Below are 26,711 nucleotides of genomic sequence, written 5' to 3'. Positions count from 1 at the left end.
ACCGGTCGACGTCGCCGGTCGGGTGGATCACTCCCCGGTCGCGGCCACCCGGTCGAGGGTGTGGTCGCGGGCCTCGGCGTACCGCTGCCGGATGGCGGGGACGGGCTCCGCCGCGTACTCCTCGGTGTCCCTCGGCGCCCAGGTGGGCGGGGTCGCGCCACCCAGGGCGAGCCAGGCGGCCTGGCGGGCCGCGCCGTCGGCGACGTACTCCCCGGGCGGGGGCACCAGCACCGGGCGACCGAAGACCTGCGGCGCGATCCGGCGGACCGCCGCCGAGCGGGCCCCGCCACCGACCAGGATCACCCGTTCGACCGTGGCCCCCTGGGCGACCAGCGCGTCGAGGCCGTCGGCCAACGCGCAGAGCATCCCCTCGACCGCCGCCCGGGCCAGGTGGGCCGGGGTGGCGGTGCGCAGGGTGAGGCCATGCACCGAGCCGGTGGCGGTGGGCCGGTCCGGGGTCCGCTCCCCCTCCAGGTAGGGCACCATGACCAGGCCGTCCGCCCCGGGTGGGGCGCTCAACGCCAACTCGGACAACGCGTCGAGGTCGACGCCGAGCAGCGTCGCCGCCGAGTCGAGCACCCGGGCCGCGTTGAGCGTGCAGACCAGCGGCAGGAACCGGCCGGTGGCGTCGGCGAAGCCGGCCACCGCGCCCCCGGCGTCGGCGGCGGGGGTGTCCGCCACCGCGAAGACGGTGCCGGAGGTGCCGATCGAGACGACCACGTCGCCCGGACCCGCGCCCACGCCCAGCGCGGCGGCGGCGTTGTCCCCGGTGCCGGGGCCGAGCAGGATCTCCCCCGTGCCGGGACCGGGCAGGACGTCCCCGCCCGGCGACGACGGGCGCTGGGCCGCGTCGGGCCGGTCGGCGGCGTCGCCCGGGACCGCCCGACCACCGGCCAGCACGCCCGGGTCGAGCACCCCGGCCTGCTCGGCCGGGCCGAGCACCGTGGGCACCTCGACGACCCGACCGAACGCCTGTTCCAGCAGGTCGGGTCGGTACTGCCCGGTGGCCGGCGACCAGTAGCCGGTGCCGCTGGCGTCACCCCGGTCGGTGCGCAGCGCCGCCAGGCCGGGGGCGCCCGCCAACCGCCAGGTCAACCAGTCGTGCGGCAGGCAGACGGCGGCGACCCGGGCGGCGTGCTCCGGCTCGTGCCGGGCCAGCCAGCGCAGCTTGGTGGCGGTGAAGCTGGCCACCGGGACCAGCCCGACCGCGTCGGCCCAGAACCGGCGGCCGGTCTCCCCGCCGCCGGCCTCGGCGATCAGGTCCCGGGCCGCGTCGGCCGACCGGGTGTCGTTCCACAGCAGCGCCGGCCGGACCACCTCGCCCGCCTCGTCCAGGCAGACCATGCCGTGCTGCTGGCCGGCGACCGCCACGGCCGCCACGTCGGCCAGCCCGCCGGCCGCCTCGACGGCGGCCAGCAGGGCATCCCACCAGGCCCGTGGGTCGACCTCGGTGCCGTCCGGGTGCGGCGCGCGGCCCTCCCGGACCAGCGCGCCGGTCTCCGCGTCCCGGATCACCACCTTGCAGGACTGGGTGGACGAGTCCACCCCGGCGACGAGCGGCATGCCGGGCCGCCTCAGCGCGCGCCGAGCAGGTGCTCGACGGCGAGCTGGTTGAGCCGGACGAAGCCGAAGCCCTTCGCGGCCGTCGCGTCCACGTCGAACTCCTCGAACGCGGACCGGTCGGCGAGCAGCCCGGCGTAGCCCTCACCGTCGCCCAGCGTCGGGCTGGCCAGCTCGCCGACCTTGCTGGCGGCGAGCGCCTCGACGACCTCCGGGTCGGCCCGGAACGCCGCCGCCCGCTCCTTGAGCAGCAGGTAGGTCGCCATGTTGGCCTCGGCCGACGCCCACACCCCGGCGATGTCCTCGGTGCGGGAGGGCTTGTAGTCGAAGTGCCGCGGGCCGTCGTACGCCGGACCACCGTTGGGGCCGCCGTTCTCCAGCAGGTCGACCAGGGCGAACGCGTTCATCAGGTCGCCGTGGCCGAAGACCAGGTCCTGGTCGTACTTGATGCCGCGCTGGCCGTTGAGGTCGAGGTGGAACAGCTTGCCCTGCCAGAGCGCCTGGGCGATGCCGTGGGCGTAGTTCAGGCCCGCCATCTGCTCGTGGCCGACCTCCGGGTTGAGGCCGACCATCTCGGGGCGGGCCAGCTCGGAGATGAACGCCAGCGCGTGCCCGACGGTGGGCAGCAGGATGTCGCCGCGCGGCTCGTTCGGCTTGGGCTCGATGGCGAACCGCAGGTCGTAGCCCTGGTCGACGACGTACTGGCAGAGCACGTCGACGGCCTCGCGGTAGCGGTCCAGCGCGGCCCGGATGTCCTTGGCCACGTCGTACTCGGAGCCCTCCCGGCCGCCCCACATGACGAAGGTCTTGGCACCCAGGTCGGCGGCGAGGTCGACGTTGCGCAGCACCTTACGCAGCGCGTAGCGCCGCACGTCACGGTCGTTGCTGGTGAAACCGCCGTCCTTGAACACCGGGTGGGTGAAGAGGTTGGTGGTGACCATCGGCACGACCAGCCCGGTCTCGTCGAGGGCCTTGCGGAACCGGGCGAGCTGGGCCTCCCGGGCGGCGTTGTCGGCACCGAACGGGATCAGGTCGTCGTCGTGGAAGGTGATGCCGTACGCGCCCAGCTCGGCGAGCCGGTGCACGGCCTCGACGGCGTCCAGCTCGGGGCGGGTGGCGTCGCCGAACGGGTCACGGGCCTGCCAGCCCACCGTCCAGAGCCCGAAGGAGAACTTGTCGGCGGGGGTGGGACGGGGTGCCATGGCAGACCTCCGGTGGGGATGATGGTGGTGGCGGTGGGTGTGTCGCCCGCAATTTGTTCAGTGGTTGAATTAAATGGCCGTGCTGTGGCACTGTCAAGGGGTGACCGAGACCCGGACCGTCGGCGCGGTCCGCCAGGGAAGCCTGCGCGAACTCAACCTCGCCGTGGTGCTGCGGCGGATCGCCGACACCGACCGGCCACCCTCCCGGGCCGAGATCGCCGCCGACACCGGCCTGACCCGGGCCACCGTGTCCGCGGTCGTCGACGACCTGATCGCCGGCCGGCTAGTCACCGAGGCCGATCCCGCGCCCCGCACCGGAGCCGGCCGGCCCGCCCGAGGGCTGCTGCTCGGCGACACCGGCCCGGCCGGGCTCGGCCTGGAGGTCAACGTCGACTACCTCGCAGCCTGCGTGGTCGACCTCACCGGCGCCGTCCGGCACCACGAGGTACGCCGGATCGACCTGCGGCCCCTCTCCCCCGCCGACGCGCTCACCGCCCTGGTCGCCCTGGCCCGCCGGGCGCGTACCGTCGCCGCCGACGCCGGACTCGGCCTGGCCGGGGCGGCCCTGGCCGTGCCGGGGCTGGTCGACGCGCGGGGCCTGGTCCGACTCGCCCCCAACCTCGGCTGGCGGGACGTGGACGTGCCGGCCCTGCTCGCCGGTCACCCCGCCCTCACCGACCCGGTCGACGGGGTGCCCCCACTGGTGGTGGAGAACGAGGCGAACCTCGCCGCGCTCGGCGAACTGCACGCCCGCCCCGGCGGCCCACAGAGCTTCCTGCACGTCTCCGGCGAGATCGGCATCGGTGCCGGGATCGTGCTCGACGGGGCGCTGTTCCGTGGCTCCCGGGGCTGGAGCGGCGAGTTGGGCCACGTACCTGTCGATCCGGGTGGTCCCACCTGCCGCTGCGGCGCCCGGGGCTGCCTGGAGACGTACGCCGGGCAGGAGTCCGTGCTGGCCGCGGCCGGGCTGGCGGGCGCGGACCTGCCCGCCGACACCGCCGCCCGCCGGCTGGCCGACCTGGCCTGCTCCGGTGACCCGGCCGCGCTCGCCGCGCTGAACGCCGCCGGCACCGCCCTCGGGGTCGCCGTCGCCGGGGTGGTGAACCTGCTCGACCTGGACACCGTCGTGCTCGGCGGCGGATACGCGACCCTCGCGCCGTGGCTGTGCCCACCGGTGCTGGCCGAACTCGACGACCGGGTGCTCACCAGCGGCTGGTCCCCGGTGACGGTCCGCCCGGCGGCGCTCGGGGCCGAATCCGCCGCCGTCGGCGGGGCCGGTTCGGTCGTCCGCCGGATCATCGCCCGGCCGTCCGGCTGGCTGTCCCACCCGCGCTGACCCCCGGTTGTCGGCTGGGCGATCGTCACCCCACCTCGGTACGCTTTCCCTGAGGCAACGATTCCTACCGAGGAGAGCACTCCCAGCATGCGCAGAGGTCGACAGACCGACGCGCCCGGCGACCGACGGTGACGACCACCCGTCGGGACGGGCACGCCGGCCCGGTCAGCGGGGATGGCCGGGTATCGCACGCGCCGGCCCGACCGCCGGCGGACCAGTCGCTGCCGGCCGACCCCCAGCTGGCCCGGGAGCTGCTCGACGGTCTCGCCGAGGCGGTGGTCACCACCGACCCTGCCGGGCGGGTCACCCTGGTCAACGCGATGGCCGGGCGGCTCCTGCCCGAACTGGCCCCCGGCGTCGACCTGGCCGCGCACACCGTGCCGGCGCTGACCCGGGCGGTCACCGAGGGCACCGGGACGTTCGACGCCGAACACCACGGCCGCCGGCTGCGCGGCGTCTGCCGCCCCCTCGCCGCCGGCGGCTGCGCCTGGTATGTCCGCGACGTCACCGACGAACAGGCCCGCACCGACGCGCTGCTCGCCGAGCGCTCCCGCACCGCCTTCCTGGCCCGCGCCGGCAGCCGGCTCGGGCTGTCCCTGCACCGCGAGCAGACCCTGCGGGCCACCGTCACCCTGCCGGTGCCCTACCTCGCGGACGTCGCGCTGGTCGTGCACCGGTCACCACAGCCCGGCGAGGACCTCCCGCACTGGCTGCGGTACGCCGACGGCGAACCCGGCCCGGTCGGCGGGGTCGCCAGCCGGCAACTGGCCGGCGCGGTCCCCGGGCTCGTCGAGGCGCTCGACGGCGAGTCCACCGATCCCAGCCCCTGGCTCGACGCCGAGCTGGCCGACCTGACCGCCGTCCTGCCGGAGACCTTCGGCCGCCCCGGGACCGTGCTGATCAGCCCGATGCTCAGCGCGGGTGGGCCGGCCGGCGCGTTGATCCTGGTCCGGCGGGCGGGGCGGGCCGGTTTCGACCCGCGCGACATCGAGCTGACCAGGGAGTTCGCCGCCCGCGCCGGGTCCGCGGTCGCCGCCGCCGACCTCTACGGCGAACAGGCGCACCTGGCCCGGGTGCTCCAGCACAGCCTGCTCCCCCCGCAGCTGCCCCCGGTGCCCGGCGTCACCCTCGCCGGAGGTTACCGCTCCGCCGGGGACAGCCTGCGCATCGGCGGCGACTTCTACGAGGTCTTCCCCACCGCCACCGGCGCCCTGTTCGCCCTCGGCGACGTCTGCGGCAAAGGGGTCGGCGCGGCCGTGCTCACCGGCCGGGTACGCCAGTCGTTGCAGACCCTGCGGCTGGTCGAGCAGCGCCCCCACGAACTCGTCCAACTGCTCAACCGGGCACTGTTCGACTCCCCCGACGCCGCCCGGCGTAGCCAGTTCACCACCCTGCTGCTGGGCACCACCGAGCCGGGGTCCGACGGCGGGGTCCGGGTCCGGATCGCCGGCGGCGGGCACCCGTCCCCCCTGGTGGTACGCGCCGACGGGAGCATCGTCGAGGTGCGGGTGGGCGGGATGCCGATCGGTGCGTTCGCCACGGCGACGTTCGCCGAGGTGGAGGTGCGGCTCGCCCCGGGGGAACTGCTGCTGGCGTACACCGACGGGGTGACCGAGGCGCGCGGTGGATCGGCGGCCGTCGAGATGTTCGGCGAGCACCGGCTCCGGCAGGCGCTCGCCTCGGTGGCCGGGCTGCCGCCGTCCGCCGTGATCGACTGGTTACTCCAGCTCGTCGACGAGTGGCTCGACGGCGAGAGCCACGACGACATCGCGATGCTGGCCGTCTGCGCGGCGGACCCCGCGTGACCCGACCGACCCCGGACGAACCCACCCGGGAGGAACCGGGCCGGGCGACCGGCGAGGAACCGGCCGGTACGCGCCGACTGCCACCGGAAGATCCGGGGCGGGTCACACCGGACGGGCCGGGGCGGGTCGCACCGGGTGTCGTCCAGGCGTACCTCGGCTGCCTGGACCGGGCCGACCTGGTCGGCGCCACCCGGCTCGCGACCGGGCTGCTGGACGCGGGTGCCTCGGTGGCCGACGTCCTGGTAGACCTGGTCGCCGTCGCGCAGCGCGAGGTGGGGCTGCGCTGGCTGTCCGGCCGGTGGAGCATCGCCCAGGAGCACGCGGCCACCCACGTCAGCGAGCAGGTGGTCGAGGTGGTCGCCGCCCACACCGCCCCGACGGACGACCGGGGCCACGTGGTGCTGGCCTGTGTCGAAGGCGAGTGGCACGCGCTGGCCGCCCGGATCGTGATGGAGGTGGTCCGCGCCGCCGGCTGGCGGGTCACCTTCCTCGGCGCCAGTGTGCCGGTCCGGCAACTGGTCTCCTACCTGCACCAGACCGGCCCGGACGCGGTGCTGCTGAGCTGCGTGCAGCCGAGCCGGTTGGTGCGGGCGGGGCGGATGGTCGAGGCGTGCCGGGCGGCCGGGGTGCCGGTGGTGGCCGGCGGGCCCGGTTTCGGCCCCGAGGGCCGCTGGGCCACCACGGTCGGTGCCGCCGGCTGGGGCGCCACCGCCCGGGACGCCGTCCGGCTGCTGTCCGGCCCGCTGCTCGCGGCCCCGCACACCGGTGCCGCGCCGACGGCCGGCTCCGACGAGTACGTACCGGTGCTGCGTCGCCGCCGGGAACTCGTCCAGCTCGTGCTCCGCGAGGTCACCCCCGTGGCGGAACGGGCAGAGGAGGTCGCCGGGGTCGTCGCCCAACTGGTCGACGCGCTGGCTGCGGCGATCCGGATCGGCGACCCGCAGCTGCTGGTCGAGTTCGTCCGTTGGCAGGCGGGGGTGCTCGACACCAGGGACGGGGCCCGGCTGCTGGACGACGTGCTGCGGGTGTGTGCCACCGCGCTGACCGAGCATCCCCGCTCGGCCGACCACCTGCACCGGGCCCGGACCGCACTGGCCACGCCACCGTGACCGGCCCGGACCGCACTGGCCGCACTGGCCACGCCACCGTGACCGGCCCGGGTCAGGCCGAGCGGGCCGCCGGTGGTTCGGCGGAGCCCGGACCGGGCTGGGTGGGTGGGTGCGGTGCCGACCGGAACTCCACCGCCGGCCCGGTCTCCCCCTCCCGGGCCCGCGCCACCCGGTCGAACTCCACCAGACCGCGCAGCAGTGCCTGCCGCCCCTCGCCGCTCATCCCGGCCAGCACGTCGGCGAGCCGTTGCCGGCGGTCCCGCCGCAGCTCAGCGAGCAGGCGGATGGACTCCGGGGTCAGGTGCAGGGCGATCTCCCGTCGGTCCGACCGGCCCGGCTCCCGCTCCAGCATGCCGGCGGCGACCAGTCGGTCACAGAGCCGGCTCGCCGAGGAGAGCAACATGTTCAGCAGGGCGGCGAGCCGGCGCAGGTTGATCCCGTCGTACCGCTCGACCACCATGACGGCGCGTAACTGCGCGCCGGACAGCCGGCTGGTGGTGTTCTCCCGGGCCGCCTCCCACACAGACAGCAGGGTCCCTGTCGCGCCGTCCAACTCGGCGGCCATACTCACGTCTGATCCGTAAGGACCACTCTCTTCGGCCATGGTGGGCCCGAGACTACCCCCCGTACCAGGGGATCTGCGCTTTCAGGAGGCGTGATGACGAGCGGACCCGAGGCCCGGGCCCGGCAGGTGCTGACCGAATCTCCGGCGGACCTGCTGCTGGACCGGCTCGCCGGGGAGCTGACACGGGCCTATCGGATCACCGACGTGGAGCTGTTCCAGGTCGACTACCGGTTGTCGGTGCTGCTGCCGCTGGCCGGTGGGGAGCCCGTGAGCGGCCCCGGTCACCCGGCCTGGCGCTGCTTCGACCACCAGCAGCCGGTGCTCACCGAGGGGGTGGGCTGGTTCCCCGTCGGGATGCGGGGTGAACGGCGCGGGGTGCTGCGGTTGACCCCGGTGCCCGACGACCGGGCCACCGTCGACGAGTTGGCCCGCATCGCCACCGCCCTGGGGCACGAGTTGGCCGCCGTCACCGCCGGCACCGACGTGTACCGCACCTCGCGCCGGGCCCGCCGGCTCACCCTGGCCGCCGAGATGCAGTGGGAACTGCTGCCGGGGCGCAGCCGGGACCGGCCGTCGTTCCGCCTCGCCGGCCAGCTCGAACCGGCGTACGCGGTGCGCGGGGACAGTTTCGACTGGTCCGACGACGGTGACCGGCTGTGGCTGTCGACGATCAACGGGACGGGTGAGGGGGTGGCCGCCTCGATGCTCACCGCGTTGGCCACCCACGCGCTGCGCAACGCCCGCCGGGGCGGACTGGGCCTCGCCGACCAGGTCGCCCTCGCCGACCAGGCGATCTATGCCCTGCACGGGGGTGAGCAGCACCTGTCCGCCCTGGTCATGGAGCTGGATCTGGGCAGCGGTGTACTGACCGCGGTGGACGCCGGGTCACCCCGGTTGATGCTGCTGCGCGACGGCGAGGTCACCGAGCAGGTGTTGGACAAACAGTTCCCGTTGGGCATGTTCGAGGGCACCGACTACCAGCACCAGCGTTTCGAGCTGCGCCGCGGTGACCGGCTCTTCGTCCTCAGTGACGGCGTGCTCGACGCGACGGACCGGCACGTCCGGTACGGGGAGACGGCGCTGGAGCGCTTCCTGCGTCGTACCGGACCGATGACGCCGCTGGACGCGGTCCGCTCGCTCATCGGTGACCTGCGCGCCTTCGTGGCCGGTGACCTGGTCGACGACGCGGTGGTCGTCTGCCTGGACTGGACCGGCCCGCACCCGTGAATCGGAGTGCGGGCCGGGCCGCGGGGGCCGGGTCAGTAGGCCCCGCGCCCGCGCAGCACCGCGCCGAAGGTCTTCCACAGGATGGTCAGGTCGGCGGCGAGTGACCAGTTCTCCACGTAGTAGAGGTCCAGCCGGATGCCGTCCTCCCAGCTCAGGTCGGACCGGCCGCTGACCTGCCAGAGGCCGGTCATGCCGGGCTTGACCAGCAGGCGGCGGGCCACGTCGCCGTCGTAGCGGGCCACCTCGGAGGGCAGCGGCGGACGGGGGCCGACCAGGCTCATCTGCCCGAGCAGCACGTTGACCAGCTGGGGCAGCTCGTCGGCCGACCACTTCCGCAGCAGCCGGCCGATCCGGGTGACCCGGGGGTCGTCGCGCATCTTGAACATCAGCCCGTTGGTCTCGTTGCGGGCGGCCAGTTCGGCGAGGAGCGCGTCGGCGTTGACCACCATGGTGCGGAACTTCAGCACCCCGAACTCCTGGCCGCCCTGCCCGACCCGGGTCTGCCGGAACAGCACCGGGCCCCGGCTGTCCAGCTTGACGGCCAGCGCGATCACCGCCACCAGCGGCAGCAGCAGCGCCAGCGCCACCGCGGCGGCCGACCGGTCGACGAGTTCCTTGACCAGCTTGCGGGCCCCCCGGAACTCGGGGGCCTCGACGTGGATCAGCGGCAGGCCGGCCACCGGCCGGGTGTGGATGCGCGGCCCGGCCACGTCGGTGAGCGCGGGGGCGACCACCAGGTCGATCCCGGTGCCTTCCAACTGCCAGCCCAGCCGGCGCAGCCGGGTCGCGGTCAACTCGCCGGACGCGGTGACCGCGACGGTGTCCGCGCCGATCGCGGCGGCCGCCTCCGGGATGCCCCGCAGGGAGCCGACCACCGGCACGTCGCTGAGCCGTTGCGGCACGGGGGCGAGCAGCGCGTCGGGGATGCACGCGCCGACCACGTGGTAGCCGGCGTACGGCTCCCGACGCAGGGTGTGCACCAACTCCAGCACGTGCGCGGTGTCCCCGACGACGAGGACCCGACGGGACCATCCGTCGCCCCGGCAGCGGGCCCGGTGCAGCGCCTTACGGGCGGCGAACCGGGTGACCACCAGCCCGACCGTGCCGACGGCGAAGGAGATGCCGAGGAAACCCCGGGAGACCCCGACGTCGAAGATGTAACCGGCGATCGCGACCCCACCGGCCAGGCGCAGGCTGGCCCCGCTGACCCGCCGGTACTCGTCGGCCCCGTAGCCGAGCACCCGGTCGTCGTAGCAGCGCAGTGCCTTGAGCGAGACCAACCAGACCAGCACCAGGGCCGGTGCCACCACCACGTACGGGATCTCGGAGCCGCGCGGCACCGCGTCGCCGAAGCGGGTGGCGTAGCCGGCGAGGACCGCCAGCGACAGCACGGCGGTGTCCAGCACCACCAGGGTGCGGACGTAGCCCCGCTGGTTGGCCTGGGAACGGGTACCCGCCGATCGGCGACCTGGCGCCGACGGCGGGGTACGGACGGGCGTGGACAGCGTTGCCGAGGTCACCCAACCTCCCCCACATCACACTTGTCGGCTCCGAGCCCGATGCTCACCGCTGGCGGGGCCTGCCGGCCGGAGCGCTCCCGACATCCTGCCCCACAATGATGCTCACCTATTGCTTCGGACGCATTACTGTCAGTTTTCTTTCGCCGCCGAGATGGTGGAATCCCATCACCGCATTATTTCTCACCGAATGCAGCGATTTGTTTGCCCTGTGCGATGGCTCAACGCGGCGCGTTCGGACGCAACGCGATGGCCTTCAGGAAGATGTCACCGATCTTGGAGGGGTCCTCGGTGACGAAGGCGCCACCACCGGTGACGCTGGTGATCGACTGGAGTTCGGTCTTGGAGACCTCGCTGCCGATGCCGATGATGACCACCTGCACCGGACGCTCCGGATCGTTGAGCTGCTTGAGCCGGGTGATCAATGCACTCTGTGAAATGCCGTTCTTGTCCTCGTTCTTACCGTCGGTGAACAGCACCACCGAATTGACCCGGCCGGGCTCCCAACCGTCCTGGACCGTCTTGTACGCCGCCAGCATGGTGTCGTACAGGCCGGTGTCGCCGCTGGACGGACGGATGCCGGCGAGCCCCTGCTCCAGTTTGGCCCGGTTGCCGGAGAGCGGGTTGATCGGCTCGATCTCCCGCCAGTCCCGCGAACCGACCAGTTCGGTGGAGAACGTCCACAGCCCGATCGACCAGGAGTCGTCGAAGAGGTTCAGCCCCCGGCTCGCCGCCGCCACGGTCACCTGTTCGCGGCTGGCGTTGTTGGCCGACGGGACCGGGGCTTTCATCGACCCGGAGACGTCGATGACACAGAGCATCCGCCCGGACTGGGTGGCGATCGACCAGCCGGAGACCGCACGGTCTATCGCCACCGGGTCCAGGCCACCCGCGGCGGTCCCGCCGGACGGCGGCACCGCCGTACCGCCGCCGGCCGGGCTCGGCGCACCCTGCGGTGCCTTGAAGCCGTCACCCCAGTTGCCGTCCGGGGCACGCAGCGACTGCACGGCCAGCCGGTTCTTGAAGCCCTGCGTGGTGAGCAGTTCGAAGAGCACCTTCGCCGCCGACGCCTTGGTCTGGTCGATCCCGGGCAGCACCGCGTAGGGGTAGTCCAGCGGCATCGGCGACGGCTCCAGATAGAGCGCGGCCAGCGGGATCGGCGGCTTGGTGTTGTTGTAGGCGATGACGTCCTCCTCCGACAGCGCGGCGGCGCCGAGCGCGCTGGCGATGGAGGTCGGGTCGTTGGAGCGCGGGAACCGGGCCAGCAGGTCCTGTCGCAGCGCCGACCGGCCGGTGGCCAGCGCCCGCAGGGCGGCCGTGGTCGCCTGCTGGGCGTCGCCGCCTCCGCCGCTCGCGGCGGCGGTCAGGGAGAGCAGGCCGGAGAGCCCGGCGGCGTCCTGGGTCGGCTCGACGATGCCGGCCCGCAGCGGCTTGTCACTGCGGACGGCGCGCAGCATGTCGTTCCAGGTGAGCTTCTTGTCCGGCCAGCCGAACTTGGTGGTGGCGACCGGCTGCGGCATGGCCACCACGACCGGGCTGCGGGCGATGGAGGCGCCGTTGCCGGGCGCGAACGCGGTGGCGCCGCCGCTCTTGAGGCGCAGCAGCCAGGTCGACGAGTCCGGGATCCAGACGTCGGGGGTGACCGCGGTGCCGCTGGCCTGTCCCACCCCGGCGAGGCTGGCCCCGTGCTTACTGGCCACCGCGGCGGCCACCTCCACCGGCTCGGAGGCGACGACGTTCACCTTGATGCAGGTGCCACCGACCGCCGCGCCGTCCGCCACCCACTGGGCCGCCGCCGCCTCGACGGCCGGTGCCACCTCGGGCGCGGCGGCCACGCCGAGCTGGATCCCCCCTGAGCAGGACGGTCCGGCCAGCTGCTGGTAACCGACCCAGGAGCCGCCGACCACGACGACGAGCGCGGTCGCCGCCGCGGCGGCGCCCGCTCCACGGATACTTGAACGCATGCGATGGCGGCCAGACACGCTGACCATCTTGCGTATCTCGTGCGCTTACTGCCACAACCGTTCGGACGAAAGTTACGCAGGAGAAACAGTTGATCACTATTTCCGCACTCTGCGTAATCAGACCGTTTCGTGACGTGGCCCGAATCCACCCTGGACAACCGGCATCTGTCAGGGCAGTACGCAGGTCGGGCTGCCGGTCGACACCGGCTCACCCACCGGCGACGGCACGCCCGAGTCCGGGTCGACCCAAAACACCCGGATCATGTCGGCCCGTTCGTCGGCCACATAGAGGTGCCGCCCGCTCAACGTAAAGTGCCGGGGCCACTCCCCACCGGTGTCCACCTCGTCGACCAGCCGCGGCAGATCCCCGTCGAGAGCGAAGACCGCCACCGTGCCCACCCCGCGGTTGCCCACGTAGAGGAACCGGCCGTCCGGCCCCACGGTGATCTCCGACGGCTGGACGTGGCCGGCCCGCGCGCTCGCGTCCACCCGGCCCCGCTGGTGCAGCACCCCCTCGGCGGTCACCTCGTAGGCGGTCACCGTCGCGTCCAGCTCACCGGCGAGCCAGCAGCGCCGCCCGTCGGGATGCCGGGCCAGGTGCCGGGGGCCGGTGCCGGGGGCCGTCCGCACCCGGGGGGCCCGCGGCGTCAGCCGGCCGGAGGCCGCGTCCAGGTCGTACCGGTAGATCGAGTCGGTGCCCAGGTCGACGACGAGCAGCGGGCCGGTGCCGGGGTCGGGCGACACCATGTGGCAGTGCGCCTGTTCCTGCCGCTCCGGGTCCGGACCGTGCCCCTGGTGGATCACCAGGTCGGTGCGTTCCCCGGGCACCCCCCGACCGTCCAGCGGCAGGACGGCGACGCTGCCCCCGCCGTAGTTGGCGACGAAGAGGTGCCCGCCGTCGGGGGCGACCGCCAGGTGGGCCGGCTCGGCACCCCCGGTCGACCACACCCCCAGCGGGCTCAGCCCGCCGTCAGGGCCGACGTCGAAGGCGCTCACCTGCCCCTCGGGCAACTCGTTGACGGCGTACAGCACCGGCCGGGTGGGGTGGCGGACGAGGAAGGACGGTGACGGGGTCGACGCGACCGTGCCGAGCAGGGTCAACTGCCCCGACTCCGGATCGCGTCGGGCGGCGACGATGCCCTCCCCGCGCCCGCCCGACCGTGCCGTGTAACCGCCGATGTGGACGATCGTGCCCGTCACCGAACCACCCTCCGCCGAATCCGCCGTCGATCTCCAGGCTTCCCGCAATCCCCGGCCGTCACCCCTGATTTCCGGGTTTTCCTCGCCGGCGGGACCCGGCCGGCCGGTTCAGCCCACCGGCACCGGTTCCCCACGCTGGCGGGCCACGTGCTCCACCAGCGAGATCAACACCAGCTTGCCGGACTGCCGGTCCCGGGCGTCACAGAGCACCACGGGCACCTCCGGCTCGATGTCCAGCGCCTGCCGGACCGCCTCCGCGCCGAACCGACGGGTGTCTTCGAAGCAGTTCACGCCCACCACGAACGGGATGCCGCGCTGCTCGAAGTAGTCGATCGACGGGAAACAGTCGGGCAGCCGGCGGGTGTCGGCCAGCACCACCGCGCCGAGCGCGCCGAAGGCCAACTCGTCCCAGAGGAACCAGAACCGGTCCTGCCCCGGGGTGCCGAACAGATAGACCTGGAGGTCGTCGGTGATGGTGATCCGACCGAAGTCCATCGCCACCGTGGTGGTCGACTTGCCCTCCACCCCGGAGAGGTCGTCGGTGCCGATGCCGGCGTCGGTCAGCACCTCCTCGGTCTGCAACGGCCGGACCTCACTGAGCGCACTCACCAGCGTCGTCTTGCCGGCACCGAAGCCACCGGCGATGAGGATCTTGAGGGCCAGGGGCAACCGGGCCGGTGAGGGGTCGCGCTCAGAGCGCACGTAGTCCACTGACCACCGCCTTGAGAATGTCGTTGTCGGGAAGGCCGGCGGCGGCCGGCGGTTCGTGCACGGTGACCAGCCCACGGGCGAGCAGGTCACCGAGGAGGACCTGGACCACGCCGAGGGCGAGGTCCAGGTCGGCGGCGAGATCCACGACCGCCACCGGTTGCCGGGCGCACTCCACCAGCCGGCGGTGCTCGGGTTGCAACCCCGGCTGGCCGTACGGGTCGACGCCCGCCGCGGCCAGCACGAAGGCCACCAGGTCGAAGCCGCCGACGGCGGGCCGCACCCGACCACCGGTGAGGGTGTACGGGCGCACGACCGGCCCGGCTGCGCCGTCCAACCACTCGTGCTGGTGACCCGGCTGCTCAGCCCGCATCGGCGATCCCCGCCGCCGCCCTGGCCGGCGCGGTCAGGTTCTCGCCGACCCGGACGACCAGCATCGCCATCTCGTACGCCACCAGGCCGATGTCCGCGTCCGCCGCGCAGGCCACCGCCAGGCAGGCCCCCTGACCGGCGGCCGTCACGAAGAGGTACGCCTCCTCCATCTCCACCACGGTCTGCCGGACGCCACCGGCGGCCAACTGCCGGCTGGCCCCCTTCGCCAGGCTGGAGAAGCCCGAGGCCAGTGCGCAGAGGTGCTCGGCGTCGGAGCGGTCCAACTCGGCGGACGCGCCGAGCAGCAGGCCGTCGGCGGAGAGGATCACCGCCTGCCGGGCCGCCGGCACCCGTTCCACCAGCTCGTCGAGCAACCAGCCGAGATCAGCGTTCTGCCGTGTCGTGTGCACCACTAGGCGTCCCTCTCAGTCGCGGTCGAATCGGACGTCGCCGCCGGGCCGGCCGGTGACGGTGGCACCCCGACGCCGTCGGTCCGTCCCGGCTCGTCGCCGGCGGTCGGGTCGGGCCGGGCCGGCGGCGCCGGGTGGACGCCGCTGCTGTCCAGGCGCCCCCGGGCGGTACCGGCCTGGAGGGCCGACATCTGCCGGCGTACCTCCTCGGGAGAGCGGGTGGCGGGCGCGTCCTGACTGGCCGGGGGCAGCTGGTGGGCGGCCGGCCCCCGACGGCGGACCCGACGGGGCAGACCGTCGCCGTCGGGGGCGGCCTCCACCGACGAGGTACGGGCCGGGGCGAACGGCAGCACGGTCTGCTCCGGCCGTTCCCGGGTGGTCCGGGTGGTCCGTGGTCGGGGCAGCGTGGTCAGCCGGGACACCGACGCCGCCGGGCGGTCCCGGGTGGGCGCGGCGATCGGCGGCTCCTCGGTGACCAGGTCGGCGGGGATACGCACCAGCGCGGTGAGCCCGACCGGCGTGCCGGCCCGCAGGGTGACCTTGACGTCGTGCCGGGCGGCCAGCCGGGACACCACGAACAGGCCGAGCCGGGCGCTGTCGGCCGGATCGAACTCCGGCGGGGTGGCCAGCCGCCGGTTGGCGTCCTCGATCGCCTGGGGCGACATCCCCAGCCCGTGGTCGGTGATCTCGACGAGGTAGCCGTCGACGACGGGCGTCCCGGTCACCTCGACCCGACGCTCGGGCGGGGAGAACGCGGTGGCGTTCTCGATCAGCTCGGCGAGCAGGTGGATGACGTCGGCGACGGCCCGGCCGAGTAGCCCGGCCGGCCCGACCCGGCCGATGTCCACCCGGTCGTACGCCTCGACCTCGGAGATCGCGCCGCGCAGTACGTCCAGCAGGGCGACCGGCTGCCGCCAGCCCCGCCCCGGGGCCGCGCCGGCCAGGATGACCAGGTCCTCGGCGTGCCGGCGCAGCCGGGTGGCGAGGTGGTCCACGCGGAACAACTCGGCCAGTTCGTCCGGGTCCTCGGCGCGGCGTTCCATCCGGTCGAGCACCGCAAGTTGCCGGTGCACCAGCCCCTGGCTGCGCCGGGCCAGGTTGAGGAAGACCTCGTTCAACCCCCGTCGCAGCGTCACCTCGTCGATCGCCGACCGGACCGCCACCCGGCTGACCTCGGTGAACGCCCGACCGACGTCGCCGATCTCGTCAGCGCCGTAGGACAGCGGCGGGGCCTCCCGGGCCACGTCGACCTGCTCACCCCGGCGCAACCGGGTGACCACGTCGGGCAGCCGGTGCTCGGCCAGTTCCAGCGCGGCGGCGCGGACCGCGGACAACCGGCGGGCCAGCGTCCGGCCGACCCGGACGGCGACCAGCAGCGACGCCACGATCGCCGCCAGCCCCAGCACCCCGGCCACACCGAGCCGGGCCAGGATCGTGACGGCGACCGGCACCGAACGCTCGGCCAGCCCGTCGGCCTGGCTCAGCTCGAAGTCGCGCAGCTCCTGCTGCACCGCTTCCTGACTGGCCTGCCAGGTCCGGGCGTCGATCGGCGGGACGGCGGACGGCCCGACGGTCAGCAGCTGCTCCTGCATGGTGCGCAGCCGGACGAACGCCTCCCCCTCCACCAACCGCTGGTAGGCGGCCCGGTCGGCGGCCGGCAGGTCGGCCACGGACGACTCCGCGACGAACCGCTCGTTGGCGATGGTCTGCACCAGCCGCAGGTGTTCGCCCTCGGTGAACCGGCCGGTGACGAACGCACCGGCCAGCACCGCGTCGGTCTGGCCGAGCAGCTCGCGGGAGCGGCCGAGCGCGGTCAGGGCGAGCGCCTGCCGGTTCAGCTCCGCGTCGGGCAGGGCCGCCGTGGCGGCGAACGCCTGGAACGCCGAGGAGATCATGCCGCTGTAGAGCCCGATCGCGCCGGCCCGGTCGACCTGCCGCCGGTCGATGAACCCCCGACCGGCGGGCAGCGCCTCCAGGGCGGCGCCGAGCGCGTCCAGCCGGGCGTTGAGCAGGTCGCCTGCGGCGTCCCGTAGCTGCTCCCCGGCCATCAGCCGACGCAGCTCGACGATCGCCTCGTCGGTGCGTCGCCGCTGTTGCGCCAGGGCGGGCAGGGTGTCGGTGCCGGCCAGGTGGATCACCGAGGCCCGGCGCTCCCGTTGCAGCTCGGCCACCACCTGTTCGCCGGGCCGACCGAAGTCCGACAGCAGGGTCCGGGCGGCGAGCAGGTCGAGAGCCGGCCCGAAGGTCAACGTCGTGGCAAAGATCCAGAGCGCCAGCAGGGCGGCCACGGGGGTGACGACCAGGGCGGTCAGCTTGGCGCGGATCGGCCAGTCGCGGGTGTCCATGATTCCTCGCCCGGGCGGGAGTGTCGGCGGTGACGCCGGTACCGGCCGGGCGGTCCGGCATCGACGCCGGGCACCGGCACGGCGCCTTGGGCAGGATACGTAATCCTGACGCTCAGCACTACCGTGCGTCTCCCGCCGTCACCGCTGCGTCGCCGCCGCCGGACCCGCCGTCGCGGCCCGGCGGACCGGGTCGCACCCGGGTTGATCAGGCATCGACGACACCCACCACGACCACCGACGACCCGTCGGCCGGCCCCGGGGACCGGCGGAAAAAACGTGACCGGACCGCCCGCCCCGATCGACCCCGGACGTACGACGTGACCGGTTCGTCACGGTCCGGTGCGAACCGGCGAAGGAAATTCGCCGGATCGGGATTGGTGATCAGTGCGGGGAGGGAATACCGGAGGGTGAAGGAGGAGGCCATGTCGCCCACGCAGATAGTCCTACTGGTTCTCGTCGTCCTGGTGGTGGCGGCGCTGGTCGCCGTGGCCGTCGTGGCCAACCGACGACGCGCCCTCAGGTCCCGGTTCGGCCCCGAGTACGACCGGGTGGTCGCGGAACAGGACAGCCGCAGCGCCGCCGAACGCGAACTGCGCGAGCGGGAGCGCCGGCACGCGGAGCTGACCCTGACCCCGCTCAGCCCGCAGGACCGGGCCCGGTACGCCGCCGCCTGGGAAGAGTTGCAGGTCCGCTTCGTCGACTCGCCGGCCGAGACCGTCGGCGACGCCGACGAGCTGGTCAGCCAGCTGATCGCCGACCGGGGCTACCCGACCGGCGAGTTCACCGAGCAGGTCGCCCACCTTTCCGTGGAGCACGCCCGCACGCTGACCCACTTCCGGGAGGCGCACGAGATCCGGCTGCGCAACGAGCGCGGTGAGGCCGGCACCGAGGACCTCCGCCAGGCCGTCGTCCACTACCGGGCGCTCTTCGCCGACCTGCTCGGCGAGGACCCGGTCGGGCACCGCCCGGCGCAGCAGCAGCACCCGGACCGCCCGCAGGACGCCACCACTCGCTGAGGAGAACCCCACCATGCGCCAGGACGAGCAGCAGCTCCACACCGACCACCCGGAGGTCGTCCGGTCCACCCCGGTGGCGGTGCCACCCCCGGACGCGGAGGACACCGACACCGCCGGCCGGCACGGCCGGGACCGGCACGCCGGGACGCCCGAGGACGCGCTCGACGACCGGGGCACCTTCGACGACCCGGAGGCCGACGACGACCTGGACACCACCCGCCCGTACCCCGTGGGCGACGCCGACCGGGACGGGCTGGACGACCGGCACGACCGGGACGCGCTGACCGACCGGGACGACGTGAGCGACCGGGACGCGCTGACCGACCGGGACGACGTGACCGGTCCCGACGGTGACCGGCGGCCGGAGTTCCACGAGCCGGCGCCCCTGCCGACCGCCTTCGGCGCGACCAGCGTGGGTGACGCGGTGGCCGCCTCGGCCCTGGCCGGCGGGCGACCGCAGGACGAGCGGGACGCCCGGGACGAGGACACCGTCGCGCCCGGCGACGGGGCGCCGGGGCAGACCGGGCCGTTCGACGACGAGCGGGCCGACCCGACCGCGGCGGACCGGATCCACGACCGGGACCGTTGGTCGTCCGGGGCCACCGACCCGCACCCCACCGCCGAGGACACCGACCTCCCGGCCGCCGACCACGCCACCACCGCCGACCCGGACACCACGACGGACCGCGCCACCGCCGACCTGGACATCACGGGCGACCTGGACACCACCACCGGCCCGGACACCACCACCGAGCCGGGCACCACGGCCGGCGGCGTCGTGACGGCGGCAGCAGCAGGCGGCGCGGCCGGCGCGGTCGCCTCGGCCGACGCCGGCCGGTCGGCGAACAGCACCGTGCCCAGCGACGCCGCCACGCTGTTCGAGGCGGACGCCGCGCAGGGCTTCCGGGACCGCTGGCGCGACGTCCAGCTGCGGTTCGTCGACGATCCCCGGGCGGCCGCCGGCGAGGCGCAGTCGCTCGTCGAGGAGGCGATCGGGGCGCTGTCCAAAGCGCTCGCCGCGCAGAAGGAGAAGCTGGGGGGCTGGCAGGGTGCCGGCGAGGCCGACACCGAGCAGCTCCGGGTGGCGGTCCGTCAGTACCGCGACTTCCTGGACCGGGTGCTGGGTCGCTGAGCCGACCCGGGACAGCCGGCTGTCGCCCCGCGCGGACCATTACGCCCCGACGGCGCCGGTCCACCCGGGCCGATCCACCGACCGACCATGACGACCACCGCCGACCCTGACGACCACCGCGGCACCACTCGACGCCCCGGCCGGAGCACTCCGGCCGGGGCGTCGTCGGAACCACCCGCCGAATCCACACGGACGGTGTGAAACCCCGCACGGTGGGTAATAGCGCGCTCGGCGGGTGCCGACGGCGCGATCAGAGGGGTGGCGGGCGATGGACGGTGCCGGGCTCAGACTGAACATGAACGTGCTGGACTACGGGATCCTGGCGCTCTACTTCGTCACCGTGCTGGGGGTCGGCTTCGCCGCCCGTCGGGCGATCCGCACCAGCGTCGACTTCTTCCTCTCCGGGCGTTCGCTGCCCGCCTGGGTGACCGGCCTGGCCTTCGTCTCGGCCAACCTGGGTGCCCTGGAGATCATCGGGATGGCCGCCAACGGCGCGCAGTACGGCATCATGACCGTCCACTACTACTGGATCGGCGCCGTACCGGCGATGATCTTCCTGGGCATCGTGATGATGCCGTTCTACTACGGCTCCCGGGTGCGCAGCGTCCCGGAATACCTGCGACTGCGGTTCAACCGGCCGACCCACCTGCTGAACGCGATCAGCTTCGCGGTGGCCCAGGTGCTGATCGCCGGGGTCAACCTGTACGCGCTGGCGCTGATCATGCAGGCGCTGCTCGGCTGGCCGCTCTGGCTGGCGATCGTCATCGGGGCGGCGATCGTGCTGGCCTACATCACCGTCGGCGGGCTGACCGGTGCGATCTACAACGAGGTGCTCCAGTTCTTCGTCATCATCGCCGGGCTGGTGCCGATCACCGTCATCGGCCTGGTCAAGGTGGGCGGCTGGGCCGGCCTGATGGACTCGGTCCGCGACTCCAAGCTGGGCGAGGCCGGGCTGCACGCCTGGGAGGGCACCGGCAGCACCGCCAACCCGCTCGGCGCGCACTGGCTGGGCATCGTGTTCGGGCTCGGGTTCGTGCTCTCCTTCGGCTACTGGACCACCAACTTCGCCGAGGTGCAGCGGGCGCTGTCGGCCAAGAACATGAGCGCCGCCCGGCGTACGCCGATCATCGCCGCGTACCCGAAGCTGGTCATCCCGGTGGTGACCGTGGTCCCGGGCCTGATCGCGCTTGTCACCGTCAAAGGGCTGGGAGCCGAGTCCGGTGACCTGGTCTACAACAACGCGATTCCGCTGCTGATGCGCGACCTGCTGCCCAACGGGGTGCTCGGGATCGCGGTCACCGGCCTGGTCGCCTCGTTCATGGCCGGCATGGCGGCCAACGTCAGCGGCTTCAACACCGTCTTCACCTACGACATCTGGCAGGCGTACGTCCGCAAGGAGCGCTCCGACGACTACTACATCCGGATCGGGCGGATCGCGACCGTGGCCGGGGTGGTGGTGGGCATCGGCACCGCGTTCATCGCCGCCGGGTTCAGCAACATCATGAACTACATCCAGGCGCTGTTCTCCCTGTTCAACGCCCCGCTGTTCGCCACCTTCATCATCGGCATGTTCTGGCGGCGGATGAGCGCCCTGGCCGGTTTCTGGTCGCTGCTGGCGGGCACCCTGGCCGCGCTGGCGACCTACCTGCTCTACAAGGCCGGCGTGGTGCACTTCAACTCCGACCTGGAGGAGAGCTTCTGGGGCGCGGGCATCGCCTTCGTCACGGTCGCCGTGGTGGCGGCGGTGGTCACCCCGCTGACCCGACCCAAGCGGGCCGAGGAGTTGCAGGGTCTGGTCTACGGCATGGGCGGGATCGACCTGAAGGGCGACGTGCTCGCCGGGGACCAGGTCTGGTGGCGCTCGCCGGTGCTGCTGGGCGCGATCGCGCTGGTGCTGGCCGTGCTCTTCTACATCCCGGTCTTCTGAGCCCGGTCCGTCACGAGAGGGAGGCGCAGGCGTGGACCAGCACAGCGAGCGGGCGAACGACCCGCAGGTCGTCGAGACGGAGAACGAGCGCAAGCGGTCCGCCGCCGCCCGGCTGTTCGACATCCGCCGGGTCATCGGCGGTCTCTTCGTGGTGTACGGGGTGATCGTCGGCCTGGTCGGTCTCTTCGACTCGGCTGCCGAGATCGACAAGGCGCAGGGCGTCCGGATCAACCTGTGGGCCGGGCTGGCGATGTTGGCTTTCGGGCTGTTCATGCTGGCCTGGCAGTGGCTGCGGCCGGTGGTGCCGCCCACCACCGAGGAGGCCCGGGAGGTCTGATCCGCTCCGGCATGGGGTCGCCCGGACGGGGTACCCGGGGCGCGGAACGCGTCTGGGATAGGAGGGCGGCACCATGACCGATCGTGACCCGAACCGACCGTTGGAGGAACGCCCGGAGGTGGCCGCCGCGGTGGACGACGACTCCACCGTGCCGCAGCTGGCCCGGGGCGGCGGTGGGCCGGCCGACCCGTCGTTCGTCGCGCCCGGTGACCAGCCCGGCGCGTCGACCGAGGAGCTGATCGGTGACCCGTACGCGGCGGGCACCGGGGCCACCGGGACCGGCACGGGGGCCGGTGGGGACAACATCCGCACCGGGGCCGAGCAGCCCTGGGAGCCGGAGGACCTGGTCATGGCGCGCGGGCAGGACCTGACGCCGCAGAACCTGGAGCGGGCCCGCCGGGACCTGGCCGAGTTGGGTCGGGCGGCGGTGGAACGTACCGTGCCCTGAGTTCCGCCGCGGTCGCCTCGCGCCCGGTGGGGTGTGCGGCGAACCGGAGACCGGGGACCGGGAGACCGGGGACCGGGAGACCACGGGCCCCACATGACGACCGTCCGGTCCCGGACCGGGGGCCCGGGGAGACGGGTGGGCCCCCGGCCCGACCTCGCGGTCGGACCGGGGGCCCGGGTGCGCCCGCCGCGTCAGTGCCTCACTCCAGCCGCGGCGGGCTGGTTCGTCAGAGCGCCGGGTAGGCGTTCTTCATGAGCTCCTGGAACTGGGCGGAGAACCAGGCGCCGGAGATCGGCGCGTTGGGCAGGGCGCCGCTCATGCTGTTGCCGTTACGGGCGTTACCGGTGTAGGTCGGGTCGCACATCCGGTCGAAGCCCTTGCCCTCGTTGTTCGGGATGAGGGAGCTGGAGCCGTCGGACTCACCCGGGGGCTTCACCCAGACGTAGGCGTCGATGCCCGGCTCGGGGTTGGCCTTCGGCCGCTCGCCGAGACCCGCACCGACCTGGTTGCACCAGTTGCCGGCGTGGAAGCGACGGTCGACACGACCACCGTTGACGTAGGTGTCGACGCTGGTGGTCGCACCCGGGCCGGTGGGCCGGGCGGTGCCGCCCCAGCCGTTACGGGAGGTGTCGATCAGCATGCCGATGTTGCTGTTGAAGCCGACCGAGATCAGCTTGGTGCGGAACGCCTGGGCGAACGACAGCTCGTCGACGTAGAAGTTCCAGTCGATCCACTTGGACTGGCGGACGGTCTGGCCGTTCACCGTGTCGGTGATCTTGATGTACGGCTCCTTCAGGGCGGAGTAGTTCGCCGTGTTGGTGATGAAGCCGTGCACGTAGTTCACGTTGCTGCCGGAGGCGACGGCGGCGGTCTTCAGGATGTCGGCGGTCGGGCCGAAGTTGGTGTCCCAACCCAGCCAGCCGTGGTGACCGGCGTCGATGTAGTTGTAGACGTTGCCGATCGCACCCAGCTTGGCCAGGGCGTAGCCGACACCGTTGACGTAGGCGCCGTTGGCCTTCACCACGTCACACTGCACCGTGCCACCGGCGTTGCCGGAGGTGTTGGTGACCAGGTTCGGCAGCGAGTCGATCTCGATGATGTTGACGATCCGCAGGCTGGCGTACTTGGCCTGGCTCTGGATCGCGGCGATCGGGTCGATGTACTCCGCCTTGTAGCGCGGCAGTTCGTCGGCGGCCAGCTCACCGTTGGAGGCGAGCGCCGAGCAGTCCCGGCCGGGCAGGTTGTAGATCACGAACTGGATGTAGCCGGCACCCTGGGCCAGGGCCGCGTCCAGGTGGTCCTTGACGCCCATCGCACCGTTGGAGCTGCTGTCGGTGGTGCCGTTGATCGCGGCGATCCGGTCCAGCCACACGGCGGTCGGGTTGTTGGAGACCCGGCTGCCACCGGCCTCGGCGTCCGCCTTGGCCTTCCACTCCGGGTTCACGTAGCCCTTGACCCCGACGTAGGGGTTGTCCACCTTCTGCCCCGGCGGGGGCGTGGTGGGCGGCGGGGTGGTGGGCGGAGGCGTCGTGGGCGGCGGGGTGGTGGGCGGAGGCGTCGTGGGCGGCGGCGTCGTCGGCGGAGGCGTGGTGGGCGGAGGCGTCGTCGGCGTGACGCCGCCACAGACCACCCCGTTCAGGGTGAACGAGGCCGGCTTGGGGTTGCTGCCGCTCCACGAGCCGTTGAAGCCGAGGGTGGTGCTGCCGCCGCGACCCAGCGAGCCGTTGTAGGACTCGTTGGTGGCGGTCACGTTCTGGCCGCTCTGCGACCACTTGGCCGACCAGCCCTGGGTGACCCGCTGGCTGCTGTTGGGGAAGGTGAAGCCGAGGGTCCAGTTGCTGATCGGGTCACCCACGTTGCGGATGGTGACGTTCGCGGTGAAACCGCCGGACCAGTCGTTGGTGCTGTAGTCGATGCTGCACTGGGTGGCGGCCTGCGCCGCGGTGACCGGGATGGTCACCAGCCCGCCCGCGACCAGCACGCTCGCCCCGGTGAGGGCGAACGCCCGGCGTCGGGCGGACAGACTTCTCCACAGATTCATGCCTTTTGCACTCCTTGGGCGAGACCGGCACCGCGTGGGGACCGGCAAGTGGCGCGTGAGCGTCCTGGGGTACGGACGACCCCGGCGCCAACGGGACATCTCGGGGGGTGCCCGACCCGGAGGGCGGGCATGGTGGTGGCGAGCTGCACCGGCCCCGTGGGACCGGTCGGCGGCGACGTCGTCCGGTGCACCGGTTGCCCTCGACATCTGCCGTGCGCGGTGTGGCTCCCCGAACCGCGTGCAGCGATTCTTGCATGGGAGCGCTTCCATGGCAATGGCTCGATACTTCGCGGCAACCTGGCGGCAACGCCCGGACCGACACTCGGGCCCTGGCGAGCCTATCCCCGCCCAGCTCGGCCGGCAGTGCACCAACCACCCACCGAGGCGGCAAATGACGACACAAGCGCTCTAGCTCCCTTAAGCCCCGCATCATCGGTAAAGCCGAAAACACGAATCTTTCCCCGAATAAGTCGTGAAACGGTCTAACGTCGGTCATAGCTCGACTGTCGTCGGGCTCAGGACAACAGGGGATGGAGTGACGCAGGTCATGGCTAACAAGATGCTCGGGAAGGTTGTCGCGGGTGCCGCTCTCGGTGGCGCGTCCCTTCTGGTGTTCACGCCGGGGATCGCGTTCGCGGACGGTCACCACGACGGCGAGAGCCGGGACGGCAAGGTCATCGCCAAGCCACACGTCGTCAAGCCCGGCGACGAGGTCAAGCTCATCGAGATCTGCCCGGAGGCACAGGAACACGCCTTCGTCTGGTCCAAGGTCACCGGAAAGGTCAAGCTCAAGCCCGAGGGCCGCGGCGAGGACCACGGCGGCTGGAAGGGCGAAGAGGGCAAGGACGAGGACCACGGCAAGGGCGAAGAGGGCAAGGGCGACGAGCACGGCAAGGGCGAAGAGGGCAAGGGCGAGGACCACGGCAAGGGCCCCGACGGGAAGGGCCCCGACGACAACGGCCCCAAGCCGCAGCCGCCGGCCGAGGGTGGCCAACCCCCGGCTGACGGCGGGCAGCCCCCGGCCGACGGCCGGGGCGGTGGCTTCATGGCCGCCGACCAGGGGCCGGACCAGGGCGACAAGGGCGACGAGGGCAAGGGCGAGGAGCACGGCAAGCCCGGCGAGCACGGCAAGCCCGGCGAGGAGTCCGGCGAACACGGCAAGCCCGGCGAAGAGTCCGGTAAGCCCGGCGAAGAGCACGGCAAGCCCGGCGAGGAGTCCGGCAAGCCCGGCGAAGAGCACGGCAAGCCCGGCGAAGAGTCCGGCGAACACGGCAAGCCCGGCGCCGAGGAGGAGCACGGCAAGCCCGGCGAGGAGTCCGGCGAGCACGGCAAGCCGGGCTACGGCGAGGAGTCCGACGAGGACGACTGGCTGGGCCACGACGAGTACGGCCAGGACGAGGAGTACGGATACGGCAAGGACGAGGGTGGCTGGGAGCACAAGAAGGACTTCGTCTACTACGGCGAGGCCGAGGTCTCCGAGCACGCCCGTCCGGGCCGGTACGAGCTGAAGGGCTCGTGCGGCGAAGGCGAACTGGTCGTCCTGCCGAAGGGCCACGTCGACGGCGGTGACGGTGGGATGACCACCACCGCCGCCGACCGGAGCATGGCCGTCGGCGGAGCGGGCATGATCGGCGCGGCTGCCCTCGGCGGCATCGTGCTGATGCGTCGGCGTCGGGCCGATGAGCTCGGCTGACCCGACGGCGACACGGGCCGGCGGCCGTCACGGGAGACCGTGGCGTGCCGCCGGCGCGGCCGTCGTCGTCCTGCTCGCCATGGCCGGCTCCGGCATGGTCGGCGCGTCACTGCGCACCACGCCCCCGCCGCGTCCCCCACAGCCGGCGGCCCAGGCCGCGCCGCAGACCACCCCGGCGACCACCCCCGCCGGAGAGACCGGGCCGGTCGACGACCCGGACGCCCAGGTCCCCGCCGACGCGAGCGTGCCACCGGGCCCCGATCCGCTGCTCCGGGCCGCCCCCACCGCCATCGTGATCCCGCGGATCGGGGTCGACGCGGAGATCATGCCGCTGGGCACCAACCCGGACGGCACGGTCCAGGTGCCCCCGCTGGACCAGGCCCAGCGCGCCGGCTGGTACGAGCCGGGCGTCAGCCCCGGGGAGACCGGCAATGCGGTGATCGTCGGGCACGTCGACTCGGCGAAGCTCGGGCCGGCGGTCTTCTTCCAACTCGGCGCGCTCCTGCCGGGCGACACCATCACGGTGTCCCGGGCCGACGGCGGCGTCGCCATCTTCACCGTCGACGAGGTGCGTTCCTATCCCAAGGACCAGTTCCCCACCGAGCTGGTGTACGGCCCGAACGACCGACCCGGACTGCGGGTGGTGACCTGCGGCGGCCAGTTCGACCAGGGGGCCGGCAGCTACCAGGACAACGTGATCGTCTTCGCCACCCTGACGTCCTGACCCCTACCGCACCTCCCGGCGGGACACCGCCGGCCGACCACACCGGTGCCGCGCCTGCGGCGGGACGAGGATC

21 protein-coding genes and 1 pseudogene are annotated in these 26,711 nt (G+C 73.2%); 11 read left to right on the top strand and 11 right to left on the bottom strand.

The annotated features are described in order from the left end of the window. Positions 1–27: 27 nt before the first annotated feature. Entirely contained in the window at positions 28–1,563 is a 1,536-nt protein-coding gene (locus AB0B63_RS06270; protein WP_357015021.1) for an FGGY family carbohydrate kinase, read from the bottom strand. An 11-nt stretch (positions 1,564–1,574) separates the two neighbouring features. Further along, positions 1,575–2,762: a xylose isomerase gene (gene xylA, locus AB0B63_RS06265; protein WP_208568456.1), complete on the bottom strand. Its 1,188-nt coding sequence runs from the start codon at positions 2,760–2,762 to the stop codon at positions 1,575–1,577. A 73-nt stretch (positions 2,763–2,835) separates the two neighbouring features. Here xylA and AB0B63_RS06260 point away from each other — a divergent pair, with 73 nt between their 5' ends. From AB0B63_RS06260 to AB0B63_RS06250, 3 genes are all read left to right on the top strand, one after another. Continuing rightward, positions 2,836–4,098, top strand: coding sequence for an ROK family protein (locus AB0B63_RS06260; RefSeq protein WP_357015018.1), 1,263 nt, complete (start codon positions 2,836–2,838; stop codon positions 4,096–4,098). Positions 4,099–4,226: 128 nt separating this feature from the next. After that, on the top strand, positions 4,227–5,903 hold the full coding sequence (locus AB0B63_RS06255; RefSeq protein ID WP_357015016.1) for a PP2C family protein-serine/threonine phosphatase: 1,677 nt from the start codon (positions 4,227–4,229) through the stop codon (positions 5,901–5,903). Further along, positions 5,900–7,012 (top strand): cobalamin-dependent protein, encoded by a 1,113-nt coding sequence (locus AB0B63_RS06250; RefSeq protein WP_357015014.1) that lies wholly within the window; start codon positions 5,900–5,902, stop codon positions 7,010–7,012. Before AB0B63_RS06255 ends, AB0B63_RS06250 begins: the two co-directional genes overlap by 4 nt. A 52-nt stretch (positions 7,013–7,064) precedes the next feature. Here AB0B63_RS06250 and AB0B63_RS06245 read toward each other — a convergent pair whose 3' ends face one another. Further along, positions 7,065–7,577 carry a MarR family transcriptional regulator gene (locus AB0B63_RS06245; RefSeq protein WP_357015176.1) on the bottom strand — a complete coding sequence of 171 codons (513 nt, stop codon included), beginning with the start codon at positions 7,575–7,577 and terminating at the stop codon, positions 7,065–7,067. Positions 7,578–7,670: 93 nt separating this feature from the next. On the opposite strand from AB0B63_RS06245, the gene AB0B63_RS06240 reads away from it, so the two are divergent. Next, entirely contained in the window at positions 7,671–8,804 is a 1,134-nt protein-coding gene (locus AB0B63_RS06240; protein WP_357015012.1) for a PP2C family protein-serine/threonine phosphatase, read from the top strand. Between the two features lie 32 nt (positions 8,805–8,836). On the opposite strand, the gene AB0B63_RS06235 is transcribed toward AB0B63_RS06240, so the two are convergent. From AB0B63_RS06235 to AB0B63_RS06205, 7 genes are all read right to left on the bottom strand, one after another. After that, positions 8,837–10,309 (bottom strand): sugar transferase, encoded by a 1,473-nt coding sequence (locus AB0B63_RS06235; protein WP_244252763.1) that lies wholly within the window; start codon positions 10,307–10,309, stop codon positions 8,837–8,839. 233 nt (positions 10,310–10,542) lie between these two features. After that, positions 10,543–12,285, bottom strand: a complete 1,743-nt coding sequence (locus AB0B63_RS06230) for a substrate-binding domain-containing protein (protein ID WP_357015009.1) — start codon at positions 12,283–12,285, stop codon at positions 10,543–10,545. Positions 12,286–12,453: 168 nt separating this feature from the next. After that, positions 12,454–13,485: a lactonase family protein gene (locus AB0B63_RS06225; protein WP_357015007.1), complete on the bottom strand. Its 1,032-nt coding sequence runs from the start codon at positions 13,483–13,485 to the stop codon at positions 12,454–12,456. A 108-nt stretch (positions 13,486–13,593) separates the two neighbouring features. After that, on the bottom strand, positions 13,594–14,196 hold the full coding sequence (locus AB0B63_RS06220) for an ATP/GTP-binding protein (protein WP_208568448.1): 603 nt from the start codon (positions 14,194–14,196) through the stop codon (positions 13,594–13,596). Continuing rightward, complete coding sequence (locus AB0B63_RS06215) at positions 14,177–14,566, bottom strand: DUF742 domain-containing protein (RefSeq protein ID WP_208568447.1); 390 nt, start codon at positions 14,564–14,566, stop codon at positions 14,177–14,179. Before AB0B63_RS06215 ends, AB0B63_RS06220 begins: the two co-directional genes overlap by 20 nt. Then, positions 14,556–14,978, bottom strand: coding sequence for a roadblock/LC7 domain-containing protein (locus AB0B63_RS06210; RefSeq protein ID WP_208568446.1), 423 nt, complete (start codon positions 14,976–14,978; stop codon positions 14,556–14,558). The genes AB0B63_RS06215 and AB0B63_RS06210 overlap by 11 nt, the downstream gene beginning before the upstream one ends. Then, positions 14,978–17,320 carry a nitrate- and nitrite sensing domain-containing protein gene (locus AB0B63_RS06205; protein ID WP_357015003.1) on the bottom strand — a complete coding sequence of 781 codons (2,343 nt, stop codon included), beginning with the start codon at positions 17,318–17,320 and terminating at the stop codon, positions 14,978–14,980. Before AB0B63_RS06205 ends, AB0B63_RS06210 begins: the two co-directional genes overlap by 1 nt. Before the next feature lie 422 nt (positions 17,321–17,742). Between AB0B63_RS06205 and AB0B63_RS06200 the strand changes: the two genes are divergently transcribed. From AB0B63_RS06200 to AB0B63_RS06180, 5 genes and pseudogenes are all read left to right on the top strand, one after another. Further along, entirely contained in the window at positions 17,743–18,336 is a 594-nt protein-coding gene (locus tag AB0B63_RS06200) for a hypothetical protein (protein WP_357015001.1), read from the top strand. 346 nt (positions 18,337–18,682) lie between these two features. Next, positions 18,683–18,895 (top strand): annotated as a pseudogene (locus tag AB0B63_RS06195) (hypothetical protein); the annotation flags it as partial. Positions 18,896–19,736: 841 nt separating this feature from the next. Beyond that, positions 19,737–21,395, top strand: coding sequence for a sodium:solute symporter family protein (locus AB0B63_RS06190; protein WP_208568442.1), 1,659 nt, complete (start codon positions 19,737–19,739; stop codon positions 21,393–21,395). A 31-nt stretch (positions 21,396–21,426) separates the two neighbouring features. Beyond that, on the top strand, positions 21,427–21,732 hold the full coding sequence (locus tag AB0B63_RS06185) for a hypothetical protein (protein ID WP_208568441.1): 306 nt from the start codon (positions 21,427–21,429) through the stop codon (positions 21,730–21,732). Between the two features lie 73 nt (positions 21,733–21,805). Further along, positions 21,806–22,180 (top strand): hypothetical protein, encoded by a 375-nt coding sequence (locus AB0B63_RS06180; protein WP_219464415.1) that lies wholly within the window; start codon positions 21,806–21,808, stop codon positions 22,178–22,180. Between the two features lie 226 nt (positions 22,181–22,406). On the opposite strand, the gene AB0B63_RS06175 is transcribed toward AB0B63_RS06180, so the two are convergent. Further along, positions 22,407–24,221 (bottom strand): glycoside hydrolase family 6 protein, encoded by a 1,815-nt coding sequence (locus tag AB0B63_RS06175; RefSeq protein WP_357014997.1) that lies wholly within the window; start codon positions 24,219–24,221, stop codon positions 22,407–22,409. 547 nt (positions 24,222–24,768) lie between these two features. Here AB0B63_RS06175 and AB0B63_RS06170 point away from each other — a divergent pair. Beyond that, positions 24,769–25,914: a hypothetical protein gene (locus AB0B63_RS06170; protein ID WP_357014995.1), complete on the top strand. Its 1,146-nt coding sequence runs from the start codon at positions 24,769–24,771 to the stop codon at positions 25,912–25,914. Then, on the top strand, positions 25,901–26,638 hold the full coding sequence (locus AB0B63_RS06165) for a class F sortase (RefSeq protein WP_208568437.1): 738 nt from the start codon (positions 25,901–25,903) through the stop codon (positions 26,636–26,638). Before AB0B63_RS06170 ends, AB0B63_RS06165 begins: the two co-directional genes overlap by 14 nt. Positions 26,639–26,711 lie beyond the last annotated feature (73 nt).

The sequence above is a fragment of the Micromonospora sp. NPDC049081 genome (assembly GCF_040648835.1).
In the GTDB taxonomy this organism is placed as follows: domain Bacteria; phylum Actinomycetota; class Actinomycetes; order Mycobacteriales; family Micromonosporaceae; genus Micromonospora; species Micromonospora antibiotica.
This window is presented reverse-complemented; position numbering and strand designations above follow the sequence as displayed.

Excerpts from the sequence above, each read along its gene's own strand:
- AB0B63_RS06215 (WP_208568447.1), bottom strand. The coding sequence starts at position 14,566 with ATGCGGGCTGAGCAGCCGGGTCACCAGCACGAGTGGTTGGACGGCGCA.
- AB0B63_RS06175 (WP_357014997.1), bottom strand. The coding sequence starts at position 24,221 with ATGAATCTGTGGAGAAGTCTGTCCGCCCGACGCCGGGCGTTCGCCCTC.
- AB0B63_RS06170 (WP_357014995.1), top strand. The coding sequence starts at position 24,769 with ATGGCTAACAAGATGCTCGGGAAGGTTGTCGCGGGTGCCGCTCTCGGT.
- xylA (WP_208568456.1), bottom strand. The coding sequence starts at position 2,762 with ATGGCACCCCGTCCCACCCCCGCCGACAAGTTCTCCTTCGGGCTCTGG.
- AB0B63_RS06240 (WP_357015012.1), top strand. The coding sequence starts at position 7,671 with ATGACGAGCGGACCCGAGGCCCGGGCCCGGCAGGTGCTGACCGAATCT.
- AB0B63_RS06200 (WP_357015001.1), top strand. The coding sequence starts at position 17,743 with ATGTCGCCCACGCAGATAGTCCTACTGGTTCTCGTCGTCCTGGTGGTG.
- AB0B63_RS06230 (WP_357015009.1), bottom strand. The coding sequence starts at position 12,285 with ATGCGTTCAAGTATCCGTGGAGCGGGCGCCGCCGCGGCGGCGACCGCG.
- AB0B63_RS06205 (WP_357015003.1), bottom strand. The coding sequence starts at position 17,320 with ATGGACACCCGCGACTGGCCGATCCGCGCCAAGCTGACCGCCCTGGTC.
- AB0B63_RS06270 (WP_357015021.1), bottom strand. The coding sequence starts at position 1,563 with ATGCCGCTCGTCGCCGGGGTGGACTCGTCCACCCAGTCCTGCAAGGTG.
- AB0B63_RS06190 (WP_208568442.1), top strand. The coding sequence starts at position 19,737 with ATGGACGGTGCCGGGCTCAGACTGAACATGAACGTGCTGGACTACGGG.
- AB0B63_RS06165 (WP_208568437.1), top strand. The coding sequence starts at position 25,901 with ATGAGCTCGGCTGACCCGACGGCGACACGGGCCGGCGGCCGTCACGGG.
- AB0B63_RS06260 (WP_357015018.1), top strand. The coding sequence starts at position 2,836 with ATGGCCGTGCTGTGGCACTGTCAAGGGGTGACCGAGACCCGGACCGTC.
- AB0B63_RS06245 (WP_357015176.1), bottom strand. The coding sequence starts at position 7,577 with ATGGCCGCCGAGTTGGACGGCGCGACAGGGACCCTGCTGTCTGTGTGG.
- AB0B63_RS06180 (WP_219464415.1), top strand. The coding sequence starts at position 21,806 with ATGACCGATCGTGACCCGAACCGACCGTTGGAGGAACGCCCGGAGGTG.